Raw genomic sequence first — 18,324 nt, forward strand, 5'->3', positions numbered from 1 at the left:
AGCGCACGCTCGCCCCCCGTTCGTCTTACCCCGCGCCGTCATTCGCGCATCCCACGAACACTGAGGTTGTCATGCATTTCGTCCGCATTCTTGCGGCGGCTTGCCTGGTGCTCGGGCCGACCTTGTCGTCGGCCCAGTCCAGCGCACCCGCCGCCGATCCACTCGATCCGCGCGCATCCGTGCCGCCGCTGCCGGCACCGAACGTGCTGGCGGGCTACGTGCCATTCCAGGCGCAAGCCATCGCCCCATGGCGCGAGTCCAACGCGCAGGTCACGCCGATGGCGGGCAAGGACGCAACGGGCGCCAATGCGCCCATGTCCATGCCCGCGTCGACACCAGCGGCCAAGCCCGCTGCCGCCGGCCACGGCCACCACCACTAAGGAGGCCACATGTCTTTCCCATTGCCAATCCGGCCGGGACTGGCCGCGGCGGCCTGCGCCCTGCTGCTGGCCGGCTGCGCCGGATTTTCCGCCGATGGTGGCTTCGGCACCGCGGCCACCGCCGCGCGCGAGCGCCTCGGCAAGGAGGCCATCTGGGTCCGCTCCGACCAGGACCGCGCCGCCGTCTACGAGCGCACCCAGGCCTTGCTGGCGCAGCCGCTCGACGCCGACAGCGCCGTGCAGATCGCGCTGCTCAACAATGCCGGCCTGCAGGCGGCCTTTGCGGACCTGGGCATTTCCGAGGCCGAGTATGTCCAGGCAACGCGCCTGCCCAATCCGGGATTCTCCTTCAGCCGCACGCGCCAGGGCGACGACCTCAAGATCGACCGCGCCATCTCTGTCGGCCTGATGAACCTGCTGGTGCTTCCGCTGGCGGCCCGCATCGAGCAGGACCGCTTTACCCAAACCCGGCTCGCCGTGGCCGACACTTTGCTGCGCCAGGCGCTGGAAACGCGCAAGGCCTTCGTCAACGCGGTGGCCGCGGAGCAATCGGCGCGCTATGCGGAGCAGGTCAAGAACGCCGCCGAAACAGGCGCGCTGTTCGCCCGCGACCTGGCGCGTGCAGGCAACGTCAGCGCGCTCGATCACGCGCGTGAGCAGGCCTTTTACGCCGAGGCCGCGACCCAGCTGGCCCGCACCCGGCAGCAGGCACTGGCCGCGCGCGAGCAGCTCACGCGCCGGCTTGGCCTGTGGGGCACCGGCGCGCAATACCGGCTCCCCGAACGCCTGCCGGACTTGCCGAAGGGGCGTCCCGCCGTGGCGGACCTGGAGGGCTATGCCATTGCCAGCCGCCTCGACCTGCAAGCCGGCAAGCTGCAACTGGATAGCCTGGCGCGCTCGCTTGGACTGACCCGCGCTACGCGCTTTATCAGCGTGCTGGACGTGAGCTACCTGCACAACTCGGAAACCGGCAAGCCGCGCGAGACCGGCTACGGCATCGATATCGAGATCCCGCTGTTTGACTGGGGCGGCGCCCGCGTGGCGCGTGCCGAAGCGGTCTACATGCAGGCCGCCAGCCGGCTCGCCGAGCGTGCCATCAATGCCCGCTCGGAAGTGCGCGAGACCTACGCCAGCTATCAGGCGCGCTACGACATCGCCCGGCATTACCGCGACGAGGTAGTGCCGCTGCGCAAGCGCATCTCCGACGAAGGCATGCTGCGCTACAACGGCATGCTGGTCAGCGTGTTCGAGCTGCTGGCCGACGCGCGCGAGCAGGTCGGCGCCGTCAACGGCTATCTCGATGCGCTGCGCGAATACTGGGTGGCCGAAACCGAGCTGCAAGGCGCGCTCGGCGGACGGCTGCCGGACGGCAGCGCATTGCCTGCGCCTGCATCCCCCACCCCGGCCTCGCCCGCCACGCCCAAAGGACAATGACCATGGTTACCCGAAGACAATTCCTGCATGGCTCCGGCGCCACCATGCTCGGCGCGGCGCTGGTGACGCGCGCCGGCGCCGCGGTGCTGCCCGAGGCCGCGCTGCAAGCCAGCCCCGCCACCCAGCCGCCGCTGGCGCCTGCCACTGGCCGCCCGTACAACCCGGTAGTGACCCTCAACGGCTGGACCCTGCCCTGGCGCATGCGCCAAGGCTGGAAGGAGTTCCACCTGGTGGCGGAGCCCGTCGAGCGCGAGTTCGCGCCCGGCATGAAGGCGCACCTGTGGGGCTACAACGGCCAGAGCCCCGGCCCCACCATCGAGTGCGTGGAAGGCGACAAGGTGCGGATTTTCGTCACCAACAAGCTGCCGGAACACACCACCGTGCACTGGCACGGCATCATCCTGCCGGCGGGCATGGACGGTGTCGGCGGCCTCTCACAGCCGCATATCCCGCCCGGCAAGACCTTTGTCTACGAGTTCGAGATGAAGCACGCCGGCACCTTCATGTACCACCCGCATTCCGACGAGATGGTGCAGATGGCAATGGGCATGATGGGTTTCCTTGTGGTGCATCCGAAAGACCCGGCGCAGATGCGGGTCGATCGCGATTTTGTGTTCCTGATCTCGGCCTACGACATCGACCCCGGCTCCTACACGCCGCGCGTGGCCGAGATGACGGATTTCAATATGTGGACTTGGAACAGCCGCGTGTTCCCGGGCATCGACAGCCTGCCGGTACGCCTGGGCGATCGCGTGCGGATACGCTTTGGCAACCTGACCATGACCAACCACCCGATCCACCTGCACGGGCACCGCTTCGAGGTGAGCGGCACGGACGGTGGCTGGGTGCCCCCGTCCGCGCGCTGGCCGGAGGTGACCACCGACGTGGCGGTGGGACAGATGCGCGCCATCGAATTCATCGCCGACAACCCCGGCGACTGGGCCTTCCACTGCCACAAGTCCCACCACACCATGAACGCGATGGGCCATCAGCTGCCGACCATGATCGGCGTCAAGCAAAAGGACCTGGCCAAGCGGATGAACGCGCTGGTACCGGAGTACATGGCGATGGGCGAGGCAGGCATGGCGGACATGGGCGGCATGGAGATGCCGTTGCCGGACAACACCTTGCCGATGATGACAGGACAGGGACCATTCGGGCCGATCGAAATGGGCGGCATGTTCACGGTGCTCAAGGTGCGCGCCGGACTTGGCCGCAACGACTACCGCGACCCCGGCTGGTATCGCCATCCCAAAGGCACGGTTGCCTTCGAATACGCCGGCACGCCAGGCGCCAGCCAATGACCACGCCAGCCAGAAAAAGGAAAGACAACATGCGAAACAGGAAATCCCGCGCCGCTACCGCCTGGATGGCGGTGGCCAGTGCCGTTGCCCTCGCCCTCCCGTGCGCCGGCGCCATCGCCGCCGGCAACCACGGCGGCCATCATGCCGGCGAGGCCGCCAGCGCCGCCAGCGCTATTGGCGAGCCTGGCGACGCGGCCAGCGTGAGCCGCACTATCCAGGTCAGCATGACCGACAACATGCGCTTCAGCCCGGCCAATATCCAGGTCAAAGCTGGCGAGACCGTCCGCTTCGTGGTGCGCAACGAAGGCAAGCTACGGCATGAGATGGTGCTCGGCACCGAAGCCGACCTGAAGGCGCACTACGCCGAGATGCTGAAGATGCCCGAGATGGAACACGCCGACCCGAACGCCGTCACGCTCGAAGCCAGCCAGCGCGGCGACATGGTGTGGCGCTTTACGCGCAGTGGCCGGGTGGACTTTGCCTGCCTGCAGCCCGGCCACTATGACGCCGGCATGCGCGGCAAGGTCAGCGTGCGCTAAGCGATTTCGCGGCGCGGCGACACCGCGCCCTGTATGCAATACCAGCCAACCAGGAAGGAATGCAAATGAACCCCAGCAAGAACCTGCTCGCGCTGCTGCCGCTACTGGCAGCCTTCGCCACCTTGCCGGCCCAGGCCGCCACCAATGCCGGCAATGCTCTCGCCCCGGCCAGCGCGGCGCAAGCCGAGGCTGTGCCAATGACCGATGGGGAAATCCGCAAGGTAGATGCCGCGGCTGGCAAGCTGACCATCAAGCATGGCCCCATCACCAACCTGGATATGGGCGCCATGACGATGATCTTCCGCGTGCAAGACCCGGCCCTGCTGGGTCAGGTCAAGGAAGGCGACCAGGTGAGGTTCAGCGTGATCCGGGCCAACGGCGCGCTGACGGTAACCGCGCTGGTGGTGCAGCCGCCAGGGAAGTAAGAGGATGTTTTTCCGACGTTTATCCGACCCGGAAGAAATCGACCGTCTGCCCCGCGTTGACTGCCCGCTGTAGCCACTCCGGACGCTCGCCGGTACCGTCCCAACTCTGGCCCATGGCGTTGCGGTAAAGCGCCCGGGCTGGCTTTTCCGGGTCGGGGGCTGCCGCCGGCGCAGCAGCCGGGGGCGCAACGGCCAGCGTGGCCCTTGGCACTGCCTGAGCCGGTGCCGGCGGAGCCGGGGGGACAGCGAAACAGCCCGCTTCGAGTAAATCGTCGAGCGTGAGGCCGTGGCGATCCATCTGCTCACGGACCCACGTCGCCGCGGCTAGTTTGGCTTCATCAGACTCTGACATGACTTTCGTAATTGACTTTGCCGCCGGACAGATGGCCGGCAAAGCGGAGGAAGGGGGGGCAATCCAGCGGGTCAAGCCGCCTGTGAGGCAAGATTTTACAGGGTCTTGCGTCTTTGCTGGCGCAGACATTTCCTAAGCGTTAATGCCAGTTGCCGCGCGGCCCCTGGCACTCCCTCCGATCCCGCCAACGCACCGCAAGGTGCACACTCCGTCTCTCGGCGCCCGCCCGCATGCCAAAGCAGCGGCGACACTAGGCCAGGCAGGCGGCATTGACAATGCCGGCCGCCAGCGATACCACCCCCATCAGCGCACCCATGCCGCGATTATCCGCGGTGATTTCCTCGCTGACGCCGCGCAGCGCCCGCGCCACCAGCACATAGGCCAGCACCTGCACCACGAAGGCGCCAAAGCCCCACAGCACGAACATCGAGAAGGCGGCATTGTGCTGGATGCTGGCCGAGAGCGTCAGCGAAAACCCTAGCACCGCGCCGCCCAGCGACAAGGCCGCCGCCACATTGCCCTGGCGTATCAGTTCGAACTCGCGGTGCGGCGTGATCCGCGTGTATACGAGCAGAAACAGCCCCAGCATGGCGAAGCTCGAGAGAATATAGATCAGGTAGGCGTAGACCGGTTGTAGGGGCAATGTCATGTGGATTCCTGGTTGGGTTGGGTTGGACCGGATTTGGAGCGAATCTGAAAGGGTGCGATGCGGCCTTAGCCGCCGCCGGAGCGCCCAGACCCGCCAAAGCGGCTGGTAAAGCCGCCGCGCGAGGACACGGCAGGCGCCCGGCTGACAGCGGCCGCGCGCATCGACATGCCGCCGCTCGCGCCACGCCCGAGACTGCCGCGGCTCAGCGTGGCCTCCTCGACCATCGTCGCATGCGGCGTGCCCGGCGCCTGGCTCACGCGGGTCAGGTTGCCGTTGCTGTCATAGACACCCATGGGCCGCGAGTTGCCGCTCGACATGTCGCGCCGGGTCTGCGTGCCGTCTGGGTGGTAGACGGTGCCGGACTCGGTGTAGTACGGGCCGTACCAGCGGGCCATGCCGCCGTGATATCCGCCGTAGTAGCCGCCGCCATGGCCACCGCTGCTCGTGCCGGCGCTGCTGCCGTCGCTACCACCCGTATCCGCCAGGCTGGAGGCGTAGATGTTGTCGAGCGGCACGCCCTCGCAATCCTCGGGCGCATTCCAGTCGGCCACGCAATCGGCTTGCGAGGCATAGCTTGCGCGCCGCACGGTTACGGCTTCGTCATCGCCATCGTCGCTGCATGAGCCAATCACCGCCACGCCGGCCGCCAGCGCGCAAGCGCCGATCAGCCACAGCGCCGGCGAGCGGGACTTGCGTCGGAGCGCGGGCTGGCCTGACCATGCGGACTGGCTGGAGCCGCTTGCCCGCGGCTGGTAGGAGCTGCCGTACTTTGACGGCTGGCCGCCCTTCTTGCCTTTCTTCTTGGCCATTGCGCTGCGTTTCTCCTTTCTTCGGATTAGCCGTGCTGAAAATAATGCGGGACGAAGAAGCTGGTGTTCTTGGCGATCGGTCCCAGTTCCTCGCGCACGCACAGGCCACTGGGCACGTCGTCGACCAGCCATACGCCGAGCGTGGTGTAGCGATCGTCAAAGCGCTGCGCGCTCGCGTAAGCCTGGTAGATGAAGCCTTCCTCGCCGTACTCGCCGGGATTCTCGAAACGCCCCTGCGGGGTCACCAGCGCCACGCTCTCGCCCTCGCGCGACAGGAACGGCTTCCTGGCGTAAGAACGCCCGGCAAAGGTGGCTTCGCGAAACGAGGCCTCGAGCAGATTCGGATGGCCGGGGAACAGGTCCCACAGGATCGGCAGGATGGCCTTGTTGGAGAGCACGGCCTTCCAGGGTGGCTCCACCCATCGCACCGCACTGCCCGCCAGCTCCGTGCGATAGTCGGAAGTGGCCATCCATTCCCACGGGTAGAGCTTGAAGACCAGCTCCATCGGCTGGTCGTCGCCGTCGTAGAAGCCGCCGCGCCCATCGGAGCCAACCTGCTCCAGGTCGGTGAGCTTGACCGACCACCCTGCCTGCAGCGCCGTGTCCATCAGGTACTCGACATTGCAGACATCCTCCTGGCTGTCAAACATGCAGGCAAAATGCAGGACCTTGGCGTCGCGATAGTGGCGGCGCAGCCATTGCCAGCGCGACACCAGCGCTTCATGCAGGCCGTTGAACTGGTCGGCATCCGGGCGCACCGCCTCCTTCCAGAACCATTGCGCCAGGCTCGATTCGATCAGCGAGGTGGGCGTATCGGCGTTGAACTCGTACATCTTGGGTACGCCAAGCGCATCCATGGTCATGTCGAAGCGGCCGAACAGCGTCGGCTCGTCGCGGTCCCAGGAGGTGCGGATCAACTCGGCAAAATCCGGGGCAATGGCGAGCCGCGCAAACAGGTTGTGGTCAATCACGTGCTGCACGGCTTCCAGGCAGCGCTGGTTCAGATCGAGCGCGGCGGCATACAGCGCCTCGATCTCATGCGCCTCGAACTCGTAGGCGACGTCTTCGCGCCAGTAGAAGAACGTGTTGCGATCCACCTGGCGCGGCAGGTTTTGCTCGTCGAGCGAGTGGAAGTGAAAACCGATGCGCTCAAGCTGCTGCGGCCAGTCGGCACGCGGGGTCTGGGCAATGCGTTTCATGGCAGGGCGATCTCCGCGGCGCTCGGCGTTGGCGCCGGCGCGGATGCGGTAATGAGGAATTCGTCGAAGGCCAGCGAGCGACGGCCCGGCCTGGGCGTCCAGTCGGTGAAGCGCGTGACGAGAGGCGCCCACCAGCCGGCTGCGTGCTCCAGCACCGCGTGGTGATCCATGGCATCGGACTCGGTCACACCGCGCGCCGGATTGGCCTGCGCCCAGCGCATCCCGGCGACGATGCTGGAGGCCACCTGCAGGCTGGTGGCGGAGTTGTGCGGCGCCAGCGCGCGTGCCCGGTGGATGTCGAGCTGCGAGCCGTGCCACACCGCACCATGGCGCCCGCTCATCAGCAGCACGCCAAGCTCATCCACGCCATCGACGATCTCGTCCTTGAGGATGCGGTGGCTGGTAATGCGGCTGGCGTCGCGCTCGCCCAGCCACTGCATGGATGCCATCGTGGCGCGGGTGGGACGGTAGGCGTAGTAGGCCGTGGGCCGGTAATGCGGCTCGCCGGGCGTGGCACAGCTGAAATACTCGGCAATCGAGATCGATTCGTTGTGCGTGATCAGGTAGGCATCGAACGGACCGTGCAGCGCGGACCAGGAGCGCACACGGGTGCGGTGCCCGGGCCGGTCCAGCACGATCGCCGCATCGCTGCCGTAGCCATGGCGCCGGCCACCGGCAGGCAGCGCGGGCTCGTGGCTGCCCCAGCCCAGTTCGGCGTCCTGCAGGCATTCCGTGATGAAGCCGTCGGCCGACCAGGTATTGGCGAATTCGCCGTGCGCCGGATAGCCCGGGGCGCACTGGCTGTCGTGCTCCGCCACCTGGATCACGCGCACGTCGAGCCGGCGCGCGAGCCGGGCCCAGCCAGCCTGGCCCTGCGGTGGGGTGTCCGGCACGCCGGCGTGCCGCGCGAGTTTCAGCAAGGCCGCCTTGACCAGTAGCGAGACCAGCCCGGGATTGGCGCCATGAGCAACCAGCGCGGTGGACATCCGCTCGCGGCCGCGGGCAAATGCCAGCATCTCGCTGCGCAGAGCGTAGTTGCTCAGATGGGATGAGGCAGCGCCGTCTTCGTAGTCCCATGGTTCGATGCCGCTATCCAGGTAGAGCGCATGGTGTGCCTGCGCCAGCGCGATCAGGTCGCGGCTGCACACGGCGGGCGCCAGGTTAAGCAGGCAGGTTTGCGCCCCCAGCAGCGGACTCAGCACCCGCGCAAAGTTGTCCGGCGCTACCGTGGCATGCAGCGGCGTGGCCCGGTATTGCCGGGCCAGCGCCAGGCGGTGGGCGTCCATGGCCCGGTCGACAACCGTAACCGCCGCTTCCGGGTGCGCCTGCGCCAGCAAGGGCAGGATGGCCTGGCCGATGCAGCCAAAACCGACAATGACGATATGCTCGATGCGCTTGCTAGACATGATGACAAACAACGTGCCGGGCCAACACGCGGGCTGGGCCGGCAAAATTCAAAGAAAAATGAGGACGAAGGCGATGGACCCGCTCAGGGCACCCACCAGTACCGCGTGATGTGAAAGAAGATCGGCGCGGCGAACACCACCGAATCCAGCCTGTCCAGCATACCGCCGTGGCCCTGGATCATCTGGCCCCAGTCCTTGATGTTGCGGTCGCGCTTGATGGCCGACATCACCAGCCCGCCCAGGAAGCCCATCAAGGCAATCACCAGCGCGATCAGCCCCGCCTTCCAGGGCGAGCCGTACGGCGTGATCCACCAGAGCGAGGCGCCCAGCGCGGTGGCGCTGGCCACGCCGCCGACAAAGCCTTCCACGGTCTTGGACGGCGACAGCAGCGGCGCGATCTTGGTCTTGCCTAGCAGCTTGCCCCACACGTACTGCAGCACGTCGCTGCCCTGCACCACGATCACCAGGAATGCGATCAACAGCAGGTTGCGATCCTCGAAGCCCGGAATCGGCAAGGTCAGCAACGCCGGCACATGCGATACGCAGAACACGCAGATCATCACCGCCCACTGCACCCCCGCGCAACGCTCGAGAAAGCGCGTGGTCTCCGCAGACAGCGCTGAAAGTATGGGCAGGATCAGGAAAGCGTAGACCGGGATGAAGATGGAAAACAACCCATACCAGCCGGTGTACACCAGCACGTATTGCAACGGCAGGAAGACGAAGAAGGCGGCGACGATGGCGCGATGGTCCCCCCGCCGCGTGGTGGTGATGGTGATGAACTCGCGCAAGGCGAAGAACGACAGCAGGTAGAACAACACGATGATGGCGGTGCGCCCCATCACGAACGCTACCCCTAGCACGCCGATCATCCACCACCATGCCGATACGCGCGCGGCAAGGTTGTCGATGACCGCGTGCGGGCCGCCCCCGGCCACGCGCCAGCGCAGCAGCGCGGTCACCGTGGAAGCCAGCACGAGTACGCCCAGCACGCCGCCAAACAGCAGCCAGGTCTCATGCATCATGGTCAGGTGAGGAAAGGTCATGGGTTCTTAGTCCAGCGCGGGCGCCAGCGTCAGCAGGCCGTCCCGGCAGCGCGCCAGGAAATCATCCTTGGCTTCTTCCGCGCCCAGGGTCAGCGGCTTGCCGAAAGTCACGGTGCACAGCAGCGGCACCGGCACGATCTCGCCCTTGGGCATCACGCGGTTGAGGTTGTCGATCCACACGGGCACGAACTCGATCTCTGTGCAAACCTTCGCCAGGTGGTAGATGCCGCTCTTGAAGGGCAGGAGCCGTTCGTCGGTGGTATTGCGCGTGCCCTCGGGAAACAGGATCAGCGAGTCGCCTTTGCGCACCGCCTGCTGCATCAGGGCCACGGGATCGCTGCCCGGCTCGCTGCGGGTGCGATCGATCAGCAGCGCGTTGAATACATCCTTGCCGATAAAGCGGCGCAACGCCGACTTGTTCCAGTAATCCGCGCCGGCCACGGGCCGCGTGAGCGAGCGCAGCTCCGGCGGCAGGCAGCCCCAGATCAGCACGAAGTCGCCGTGGCTGCTGTGATTGGCAAAATAGATACGCTGCGCCGCGGCGGGCATGCAGCCGTTCCAACGCGCCTGCATACCGGTCAGCAAGCGCGCGAACAGGATGATGGCGCGCGCCACCAGTCTGGAAATCCACATCGTGTGTTATCTCAGCAGCAGTAGCAGCAAGGCCACCAGCAATTGCAGGGCAGCGAGTCCCGCGGCCCAGTGGAGAAAGCGCAAAGCGCCGCGAGCGCGCTGCACCAGGGATCGCCCGCCGGCCTCGGGACCCGCCCATCCGAGCAGCCCCAGCGCCTGGTCCAGCGAGGCCAGCGTCGAGACTGGATCGGCGATACGCAAGGCTTCGGCAAGCGCCGCAAACAAGCGGCGGTCGATTGCCACGCGGATCAGCAGCCACAGCTGGACAGCGCCGAGCAACGCCGCCACGATGCCAAGCACCAGATAGACCTGCCCCGCCGGCGACAAGGTACCGGCCAGCAGCAGATTGATGAGTGCCAGCACCAACCCGGCCCAGAGCACGCGGCCGGCGCCATCGAGGCCACCCACCGCAGCCTGCGCCATCCAGTGCCCGGCGGCAGCATCCAGGTGATGGTCGTCATGCATCGGAACGGACATGGCCTGCTCCCCCAGAAGACTGTGCGGCCGCCTGCCGGCGGCGGATGAATTGCGACAGCGCCGCCACGCTATCCGGGCCCAGCACCACGGCCGGGCGCCCCTTGCGCAGCAGGGCCAGCGCCTGCCCGGCATCGCGCGCGCCGGCGTGGCCCGCGAGCCAGGCGGCGGCCACCAGCGCGCTGCGCGAATAACCAAGCGCGCAGCATACAAGCACCTTGCGGCCATCGCGATGCCATGATTCAAGCACGGCCACCGCTTCGTCCAGTTGCGCCGGCGCGGGCACCGTCAGGTCCAGCACCGGCACGCAGCGGTACCAGGCGGCATCCGCCAGCCGCGGCAACTCGGCGGTCAGGTCGAGCACGGCATCGGCCCCGAGGCGGCGCAATTCGGCGCCGCCGGGGAAGCGGCCGACCCAGAGGCCGGGCACAATCTGGCTGGCGCCGGGCTGGCGGCGCGTCCACCAGCGTGAGTTGGCCAGCGCGCCCAGCAGGTAGGGCGCCAGCACCCAGCGCGCGGCCATCGGCATGGTGCCGTCGTGCCGCTTCTGGAACATGGCCGGAACGCCCTGCCGGTAGATCGCCGCGACGCAAGCCAGCGACAGGGCCAACCAGCCCAGCAGCAAGGCGGCCAGGGCCGAGGCGGGCAACAACGCCAGCGCTACCGCCCCGACGGACAGTGCGCCCACTGCGTAGCGCCCGGCCAGTTGCCGCGTTCGCACGCGGGCAGCGGGCACCGCATTGCCCTGCCCCATCCCGAAGGGAAACAGGAAAACGCAGAACCAGCCCACCAGCCAGCCGGTGGGCACGTCGATGACATGGTGCTGGTACGTGGTCAGCACCGACACACCGATCAGCGCGGTCCAGCCGTGCAGCAGCCAGCGCCAGGCCCCGCGCGCGTGCACGGCATAGGCCACCCACAGGATCACCAGCAGGCTGATGTGCAGTGACGGCGCCTGGTTGAACGGCTTGTCGAAGCCGCCCAGCAACGTGAAGAGGTGGCCGGGCACGCCGTCGGCCTGCGGGCGATCAAAGGCGAATCGCAGCGGAAAGGCAATGAAGCAGGCAACCGAGATCAGTTGCGCCGCCAGCAAGCGCTTGGCATGGACGAGCAGGTCGGCACGCGTGCGCCAGAGGAAAAAGGACAGGCCGTAGAGCAGGTCGATCGACCAGTACGGCACGATGCTCCAGGGCACAAAGGGAATATGCCGCTCCCATTCAAAATAGAAGAACGGGACGTCGGCACGCTGGCTCGCCAGCCAGTTGGCCAGCCCATAGGACGAGAAAAACAAGGCGCCCATGCCGGCCAGCAGGACCAGGGCAAGGCCCCAGGGGCGAGCCTCGGCAGCGCCCGGCTCCCCTGCGGCCATGTCCGCGGCCCCGTCTTCGGCCTGCTGGCGCAGCATCACGCGACCCTGCGCGCCAGGCTGACTGTGAAGATGCCCCACGGGTCGATGCGCTGCGCGATCTTCTCGAAGCCGGCTTGCCGGACCAGTTCATCCATCTCCGCTTGCGAGCGGCGCCGCATCACCCAGGCCGAGCCTGCGCGATGGCTGGTGAGCGCCCGCGCAATGAACTCGAGCTGCGGATGCCAGGGCTGCCCGGTATAGACCAGGTAGCCGCCCGGCGCCACCGCCCGCGACAGGCCGCCAAGCGAACGAGACACCATGCCGTTGTCGCCGAACAGCTCATACAGGCCTGAGACGATGGCCAGCGTGGGGGCCGGATCGAGCGCGGCGAGATCGTCGCCGTCGAAGGCGTCGCCCTTCTCGAAGCGGGCAATATCGGACAGGCCCTTGCTGCGGATCAGCGCGCGGCCCTGTTGCACGTTGATATCGCTGTAGTCGCGCAGCAGGATGCTCTGCACCTGTTGCGCGGCCGCTCCGTTGATGCCCTTGGCTGCCAGCGCCTCCAGCACGTAGCGGCCATGGCCCGCGGCGATATCGACGATGCGCACCGGCACGCCGGCGGCGCGCAGGCTGCCGATGGCAACGCCAAGCAGCTCCTCGATGTTCACCTTGCGCTGGCGGATGCCCCGCCAGCCAATCGCGTCCAGGTAGTTGCGGTCGACCATCGAGCCGACGCCAAACCGCCCCTGCGCCTTGTTGCAGTAGACGTAGTCGAGCGTGGAGCCAGAATCGAAACCGGTCTTGTGCCCGAGCCGCACCCCGTCGGACAGCAGGCCGCCGAACTTCAGGCCGGCGCGCGTGAGGCCCCAGTAAATGCCTGCCGGGCTGGCCGCGGACAGCGGCTGCGCCAGCCGGTCGGACTCATCCTTGAAGGCGCCGCCGCGATCGGCGTTCAGCAAGGAGACCGGCGCCGATGGCGTCTCGAATTCGCGCACGATAAAGCGCCGCGCCGCCGCCACGGCCTGCGCGCGGTCGCGCTCGCCCAAGGTGTCGTGGTAGAAGCCGTCCAGCACGATGCGCTCCTTGACGCTGGAGCCCAGCCGCTCATAGAACGCATCCTGCGGGCCGCGATGCACCACCCAGTCCGCGCCGGAGATCAGCAACTGCGTGGGCACGGTGATGGCGGCCGCATCGGCCACGATGCGATCAGCCGTCTCGTAGAGATCCAGCAGGATATTGACGGCAATCGGGCGCGTAATCAGCGGATCTTGCTGGTAACTGGCGACCCGGTCGGGATCGTGCGTGAGAAACCTGGCCTTGACGTAGCTGTTGACGAAGAACTTGCCCCGCAGCTTGTGCATGAGCTTGAGGCCCGGCCGCGCCAGCGGCACGTAGAGCTTGACCTTGAACGCCGGCGAAGCCAGCACAAGGGCGCGGATCCGCGGCGCGTAGTCGTGCACCCACGTTGACGCCAGGACAGCGCCAACGCTCTGCGCGACCACGGCAATGCGCTCTACCGGAATGCCGTGCTCGGTGGCGATGTGGTCGATGAACGTCTGGATATCGCGCACCGACGTGGCCAGGCTGGGGCTATAGCCGCGCTCGCCCGGCGAACGGCCATGGCCGCGCGCGTCCCAGGCGAAGAAGGCGTGGCCGGGCAAGCCCAGTTCGTCCACCAGGTGGGCGATGCGGCCCGAATGCTCGTGCCCGCGGTGAAACAGCACTACGGCGCCCTGCGGCGCCTGGCCTGTGGCAGGCGCCGCAGGCCAGTGGCGATAGAACAGCGACTGGCCATCGTGGGTTTCGAACTGTGACTCAATAGCGGTACGGCCGGTTTGACTATCCACGTAGTATCACTCCACGGGTTGGGAAGACGATTTGGCGTGCGGGGCTGCCTGGGCACGGGCCTGGCGTGCCTGCTCGCCCTCGGCCATGCCGCGGCGCACCCGGTTGGCGATGGTCAGCAACGACAGCAGCGACAACAGCACCCACAGCCAGTGGGCGGCATGCGCCAGGCTCAGCCCGAGGCCGGCCCATAAGCCCAGCGCGCCAAGTACCAGGGCCCGATCGCTCTTGCCCAGGGGGCCGTCGTAGCGGCGGCTGGCACCGGCCAGCGGCCCGATCAGGCCAGCGCACTCGACGATGACGGCCAGCAGCGCGAACACCATGATCTCGCCAGCGCCAAACGGCGCAACGAGGGCGAACGGCAGGATCAGCGCAATATCGGAGACGATGTCCCCAAGTTCGTTGAGATAGGCGCCCAGCAAGCTCTGCTGCCCGTGCTCGCGGGCCAGCATGCCGTCGATGGCGTTGAGCGCCATGCGCACGAACAGCCATAGCGGCATCAGCAGGAAGACGCCCGGCAGCCAGGCCAGCGCGGCCACCAGCGCCCCCACCACCAGTGACCCGCCAGCCGCCGCCAGCGTGACCTGGTTGGCGGTGACGCCGCGCGCGGCGAGGCGCTTCACCAATGGCCGCAGAAGGGCCTGGAACTTCGGTTTGATCTGGTAAAGCGTCATGTTTCACGACCTTTTCAGGCCTAATGTCATCTTCGGTCGTCATTTTCGGCCATGGTATCCGCGCCCGCGGCCACTGGCCATGCCGGACCCGTTGCCCAGCCTCCCTGCAGCCGCCTTTGACGCGCGGATGGTGTGCTGCACGCCCGACAATCGGGCAAGCATAGCTTGATTGCGCGTTTTCGCCAATCACTAAGAACTTATGAGATTTTTGGCACATTTTCGACACAGTTTGGGTGTGCCGAGCCAAGTTGCTACCCGCCAGGATTAGCGAGTCACGCCAGTTGGCAAAAGTTGGGGCGCAACGGGGAGAAATTGCGCGAACTTCGAAGGCGTTGGAACTTGTGGATATCACGTGGCGGCGGACAAGGAGTGCCGCCGAGGCAACGCCCGCCGCATGACAGCATTGTCATGTGCCGGTCATGTTGTCGTGGGTGCCTGTTTCTTAGACTGCCAGCACGGTCGATCGAAAGAGATTGCCCGCCCCTCGAATCCTCGGAGAAAAACAATGCGTACACTCAAGCAAGCCCTGCTCGCCACTGCGCTGGCCGCCACCCTTGGCGGTGTCGCCAGCCTCGCCAGCGCCGCCCCGCGCAGCGTGGACCCGTATCTCGATGGCGCGGCCACCGGCCAGGCGCGAGACATTTACACCCAGGGCGCCAACAAGCTCGGCCCGCGCGACCCGTTCACCGACGGCGCACGCAGCGGCACGCGGGACCCGTTCACCGACGGCGCGCGCAACGGCACCCGCGACTCGTTCAGCGACGGCGCATAAGCATCGGCGCCGAGCGCCGCCGATCAGCGGATCTCGCTGTAGATTTGCCTGGCTTCGTTGGCCGAAGCTAGCGGGCGCCCAAGCGTGCGCGCGCCTTCGGCCGCCTGCCCGACAAGTGCCGCGTTGCCTGGCGCGGTGCTGCCGTCGCGCAGCTTCAGGTTGTTCTCGAAGCCCACCCGCACGTGCCCGCCAAACGCAGCGGCCGTGGTCACGCAGGCATTCTCCTCGCGCCCGAAGGCGCAGATTGCCCACGGCAGCGCGCCGTCATAGACCTGCAGGAACGGCAGCAGGTCGCGCGGCGACGATACCTGCCCCGCCGAATACCGGCCCAGCACAAACAGCACCGACCACGCACCCGGCGGCACCAGCCCGCGCGCGCGCAGCGCTTGCCAGCGCGCCACGTCGGCTGCGTCGTACAGGATGATCTGCGTCAACACCCGCTCGCGTGCCAGCCAGGCCAGGAAATCGGCCAGCTCGGCCTCGGCAATGTCCGGCACGGCGATCTCGCGCAGCCCGATGGAAACTGCCTCCGGGCGCAGCTCGCGCACCATGGCGATCTGCTCGGCCGCGCGGTAGATGCCGGCGGCTTCGCTGGTCACCTGGACCAGCAAGGCATCGCCCACTTCTTTCTTCACCACGGCAAGCGCTTCGCGATAAATCTGTGGATCCAGCGAATGACGGCCGTCGGGCTGGCGCACGTGCATGTGCATCATGGCCGCGCCGGCTTCCAGGCAGGCCCGCGCGTCCGCCGCCAGTGCCGCCGCGGTCAGCGGCACGGCCTGGTGGTCCTTGGCGGTCTTGTAGGCGCCGTTGGGCGCGACGGTAATGATCAGCGGCGAATCCGCCAGCAAGGTGTGTTCACTCATAGTGCGCTCTGGTCGACCTGGTCGATCTAATCGATTTAGTAAATCTGGTGGATCTGGCGAGGTTCAGGGTTCGATCTTGGGCAGCTCGGGCGCGATCAGGTCGAGCCCCGCGCGCAGCAGCCGATCATAGCGCTCACGTTCCGCGGCGATGGTCTGCGGCGTCCACTGGTAAAAGCCTTCACCGCTCTTCATGCCGTGGCGGCCGTCCGCCGCGCGCTCGGTCAGACACCTGGCCGGCTCCGCCGCGTTGTTGAACGTGGGATACATGGTAGCCCCGGCCGCCGCGTGCACGTCGATGCCAGCGTGGTCGCGCTGCATGACCGGCCCGGCGGCCAGGAAACGAAAGCCGAAGCCAAAGCGGACCGCCGCATCCACATCCTCGGGCGAGGCGATGCCGCGGTCGATCAGGTCGAAGGCTTCGCGCGACAGCGCGTGCTGCAGGCGGTTGGCGAGGAAACCCGGCAAGTCCTTCTTCACCTTGACCGGCACCATGCCGCAACGCCGCATGAAAGCGATCAAGGCGTCGGCGCCGGCCTCGGCGCTGCCCTCGCCCAGCACCACCTCCACCAGCGGCACCAGGTGCGCGGGCATGAAGAAATGCAGGCCGAGCATGCGCTCGCGGGTGGGCAGGCCCGCGCCGATGGCGCTGATCGGGAAACTCGAGCTATTGCTGGCGAGGATGGCATCCGGGCGCGCACGCTGGGCCAGGTCGGCGAACAGCGCACGCTTGATGTCGAGCCGCTCGGGGATGCACTCGATCACCAGGTCGACCGTGCTCCAGTCGACCGTGTCGAGCCCTGCGGCTACCGTCAATCCCGCCAGGCCAACCTCGGCCGCAGGGCCAATCGCGGCGAGATTGGCGGCTACCCTTGCGGCGACTGCCTGCGCGCGCGGCGCATCCGGCTCCACGACGGTGGTGCGGCAGTGCGCACGGGTGAGCACCACGGCCACGTCGGCGCCCATGGTGCCGCCGCCTACCACCACGGCGTGTGCGGTGCCAGGTGCGGCTAGCGAAAAGTGGGCGGCGTCGGGCATGGCGTTCCTTTGAACTGTCTGGTGTTGTCGTTGGGCGGCTGAACCCGTGTTTGCCATGAAAATATGGCGAAAACATCGCCTGCGCCACGTCATGGCCCGGGTTCAGCGGGATTGACCATGAGTGTAGACAAGCCGCTTTGATTGATGAATCAGATTTTCTGGATAGAATGATCGACAATCAAGATCAATCCGCCGTCCATGCCGTGAAAATCAACCTGTCGATGCGCGATGTCGAGACCACCCTGGTGCTTGGCCGCACCCTGAACTTCCGCCAGGCAGCGGGGCAGTTGCACCTGTCACAATCGGCGCTGTCCACCCAGATCCTGCGCATCGAGGAATCCCTCGGCGTGCGGCTGTTCGATCGCACCACCCGCACCGTGCGGCTGACCGCGGCAGGCGAAGTCTTCATGCAGCAGGCTGCGATCCTGCAGGCCGCCTTCCGGGACGCCATCGACGCCGTGAGCGGCATTGCCAGCGCCGAGCGCGGCCATGTTGCGGTGGCCGCCCTGCCCTCGCTGGCCGCCCGCCTGCTGCCGCGCGTGCTGATGGCCTACCGGCGGGAGCATCCCAAGGTCACGCTCAAGGTCTTCGATACGCTCTCCGGCCCGGCCTTCGACCTGGTGCGTGCGGGCGAGGTGGATTTCGCGCTGACCGCGGCCGACCCGCAGCAGGCGGACCTGCACTACGACCCCATGATGTCCGACCGCTTCGTGTTGCTGATTCCCAGCGAGCACCCGCTGGCCCACGGCAAGGGGCCGGTGCGCTGGGCCGATACGGTGGACGCCGGCCATGTTTCCATGACGCACCCCAGCAGCGTGCGCCAGTACGCCGAATGGGCCTTCCTGCAGAACCGTATCCGCTTCCAGCCGGTGTTCGAGGCCGAGCACCTGGCCACCATCGCGGCCATGGTCGAATGCGGCTTCGGCGTGGCGGCGCTGCCTGAGATTGCGGCCGGCACGGTGCGCCAGGCCGGCATTGTCGAGCGCTTGCTCACCGCGCCGGTGACGGAGCGCTCGATCGGGCTGGTGACGGCACGCAACCGCAGCCTGTCGCCCGCGGCGGCGGCGCTGGTCGGCGTGCTGCGCGCCCACCTGGCCCAAGCCGACGGCGGTGTTGCCGATCCGGCATGAGCGA

The 18,324-nt window shown here is 67.2% G+C and carries 20 protein-coding genes; 7 read left to right on the forward strand and 13 right to left on the reverse strand.

Translation table 11 applies throughout. The features are described 5' to 3' along the window. The first annotated feature begins 71 nt into the window (after positions 1-71). The 5 genes from AC07XB_RS13835 to AC07XB_RS13855 all read left to right on the forward strand — a co-directional run bounded on the left by AC07XB_RS13835 (position 72) and on the right by AC07XB_RS13855 (position 4,082). Entirely contained in the window at positions 72-380 is a 309-nt protein-coding gene (locus AC07XB_RS13835; RefSeq protein WP_150986579.1) for a hypothetical protein, read from the forward strand. Between the two features lie 9 nt (positions 381-389). Beyond that, on the forward strand, positions 390-1,814 hold the full coding sequence (locus tag AC07XB_RS13840; protein WP_492828282.1) for a TolC family protein: 1,425 nt from the start codon (positions 390-392) through the stop codon (positions 1,812-1,814). Between the two features lie 2 nt (positions 1,815-1,816). Beyond that, positions 1,817-3,118 carry a multicopper oxidase family protein gene (locus AC07XB_RS13845; RefSeq protein WP_183034553.1) on the forward strand — a complete coding sequence of 434 codons (1,302 nt, stop codon included), beginning with the start codon at positions 1,817-1,819 and terminating at the stop codon, positions 3,116-3,118. Positions 3,119-3,147: 29 nt separating this feature from the next. Next, complete coding sequence (locus AC07XB_RS13850) at positions 3,148-3,657, forward strand: cupredoxin domain-containing protein (RefSeq protein WP_492828280.1); 510 nt, start codon at positions 3,148-3,150, stop codon at positions 3,655-3,657. A gap of 65 nt (positions 3,658-3,722) precedes the next feature. Continuing rightward, on the forward strand, positions 3,723-4,082 hold the full coding sequence (locus tag AC07XB_RS13855) for a copper-binding protein (RefSeq protein WP_492373636.1): 360 nt from the start codon (positions 3,723-3,725) through the stop codon (positions 4,080-4,082). A 19-nt stretch (positions 4,083-4,101) separates the two neighbouring features. Here the strand turns inward: AC07XB_RS13855 and AC07XB_RS13860 are convergent, their stop codons facing one another. The 11 genes from AC07XB_RS13860 to AC07XB_RS13910 form a co-directional block, all read right to left on the reverse strand. Continuing rightward, on the reverse strand, positions 4,102-4,434 hold the full coding sequence (locus AC07XB_RS13860; RefSeq protein ID WP_492373637.1) for an H-NS family nucleoid-associated regulatory protein: 333 nt from the start codon (positions 4,432-4,434) through the stop codon (positions 4,102-4,104). Between the two features lie 250 nt (positions 4,435-4,684). Then, positions 4,685-5,083, reverse strand: coding sequence for a DUF350 domain-containing protein (locus tag AC07XB_RS13865; protein ID WP_441637696.1), 399 nt, complete (start codon positions 5,081-5,083; stop codon positions 4,685-4,687). A 65-nt stretch (positions 5,084-5,148) separates the two neighbouring features. Beyond that, on the reverse strand, positions 5,149-5,892 hold the full coding sequence (locus AC07XB_RS13870) for a hypothetical protein (RefSeq protein WP_492828278.1): 744 nt from the start codon (positions 5,890-5,892) through the stop codon (positions 5,149-5,151). 26 nt (positions 5,893-5,918) lie between these two features. Next, positions 5,919-7,091 carry a glutathionylspermidine synthase family protein gene (locus AC07XB_RS13875; RefSeq protein ID WP_492810601.1) on the reverse strand — a complete coding sequence of 391 codons (1,173 nt, stop codon included), beginning with the start codon at positions 7,089-7,091 and terminating at the stop codon, positions 5,919-5,921. Further along, positions 7,088-8,497, reverse strand: coding sequence for a saccharopine dehydrogenase NADP-binding domain-containing protein (locus tag AC07XB_RS13880; RefSeq protein ID WP_492828276.1), 1,410 nt, complete (start codon positions 8,495-8,497; stop codon positions 7,088-7,090). The genes AC07XB_RS13875 and AC07XB_RS13880 overlap by 4 nt, the downstream gene beginning before the upstream one ends. A gap of 83 nt (positions 8,498-8,580) precedes the next feature. Then, on the reverse strand, positions 8,581-9,543 hold the full coding sequence (locus tag AC07XB_RS13885; RefSeq protein WP_492373641.1) for a phosphatidate cytidylyltransferase: 963 nt from the start codon (positions 9,541-9,543) through the stop codon (positions 8,581-8,583). Between the two features lie 6 nt (positions 9,544-9,549). Beyond that, positions 9,550-10,176, reverse strand: a complete 627-nt coding sequence (locus AC07XB_RS13890; protein WP_416052836.1) for a lysophospholipid acyltransferase family protein — start codon at positions 10,174-10,176, stop codon at positions 9,550-9,552. Between the two features lie 6 nt (positions 10,177-10,182). Continuing rightward, a complete protein-coding gene (locus tag AC07XB_RS13895; RefSeq protein WP_492373642.1) occupies positions 10,183-10,653 on the reverse strand; it encodes a hypothetical protein in 471 nt (156 codons plus the stop codon). Continuing rightward, the gene (locus AC07XB_RS13900) at positions 10,634-12,055 is read right to left on the reverse strand and encodes a phosphatase PAP2/dual specificity phosphatase family protein (RefSeq protein ID WP_492373686.1); all 1,422 of its coding nucleotides are present in this window, start codon (positions 12,053-12,055) and stop codon (positions 10,634-10,636) included. The genes AC07XB_RS13895 and AC07XB_RS13900 overlap by 20 nt, the downstream gene beginning before the upstream one ends. Then, the gene (locus AC07XB_RS13905) at positions 12,055-13,845 is read right to left on the reverse strand and encodes a bifunctional alpha/beta hydrolase/class I SAM-dependent methyltransferase (RefSeq protein WP_492373643.1); all 1,791 of its coding nucleotides are present in this window, start codon (positions 13,843-13,845) and stop codon (positions 12,055-12,057) included. Before AC07XB_RS13905 ends, AC07XB_RS13900 begins: the two co-directional genes overlap by 1 nt. Positions 13,846-13,851: 6 nt before the next feature. After that, positions 13,852-14,517, reverse strand: a complete 666-nt coding sequence (locus AC07XB_RS13910) for a CDP-alcohol phosphatidyltransferase family protein (RefSeq protein WP_492828273.1) — start codon at positions 14,515-14,517, stop codon at positions 13,852-13,854. Between the two features lie 505 nt (positions 14,518-15,022). Here AC07XB_RS13910 and AC07XB_RS13915 point away from each other — a divergent pair. After that, complete coding sequence (locus AC07XB_RS13915; RefSeq protein ID WP_253929871.1) at positions 15,023-15,289, forward strand: hypothetical protein; 267 nt, start codon at positions 15,023-15,025, stop codon at positions 15,287-15,289. Positions 15,290-15,312: 23 nt separating this feature from the next. Here the strand turns inward: AC07XB_RS13915 and AC07XB_RS13920 are convergent, their stop codons facing one another. Together AC07XB_RS13920 and AC07XB_RS13925 are read right to left on the reverse strand one after the other, a co-directional pair. Beyond that, the gene (locus AC07XB_RS13920) at positions 15,313-16,155 is read right to left on the reverse strand and encodes a beta-keto acid cleavage family enzyme (RefSeq protein WP_492828271.1); all 843 of its coding nucleotides are present in this window, start codon (positions 16,153-16,155) and stop codon (positions 15,313-15,315) included. 63 nt (positions 16,156-16,218) lie between these two features. Further along, a complete protein-coding gene (locus AC07XB_RS13925) occupies positions 16,219-17,190 on the reverse strand; it encodes a 3-hydroxyacyl-CoA dehydrogenase family protein (RefSeq protein ID WP_492373645.1) in 972 nt (323 codons plus the stop codon). Positions 17,191-17,393: 203 nt separating this feature from the next. On the opposite strand from AC07XB_RS13925, the gene AC07XB_RS13930 reads away from it, so the two are divergent. After that, the gene (locus AC07XB_RS13930; RefSeq protein WP_492373687.1) at positions 17,394-18,320 is read left to right on the forward strand and encodes a LysR family transcriptional regulator; all 927 of its coding nucleotides are present in this window, start codon (positions 17,394-17,396) and stop codon (positions 18,318-18,320) included. Positions 18,321-18,324 lie beyond the last annotated feature (4 nt).

It is taken from the genome of Cupriavidus sp. GW821-FHT02F09, assembly GCF_059421605.1.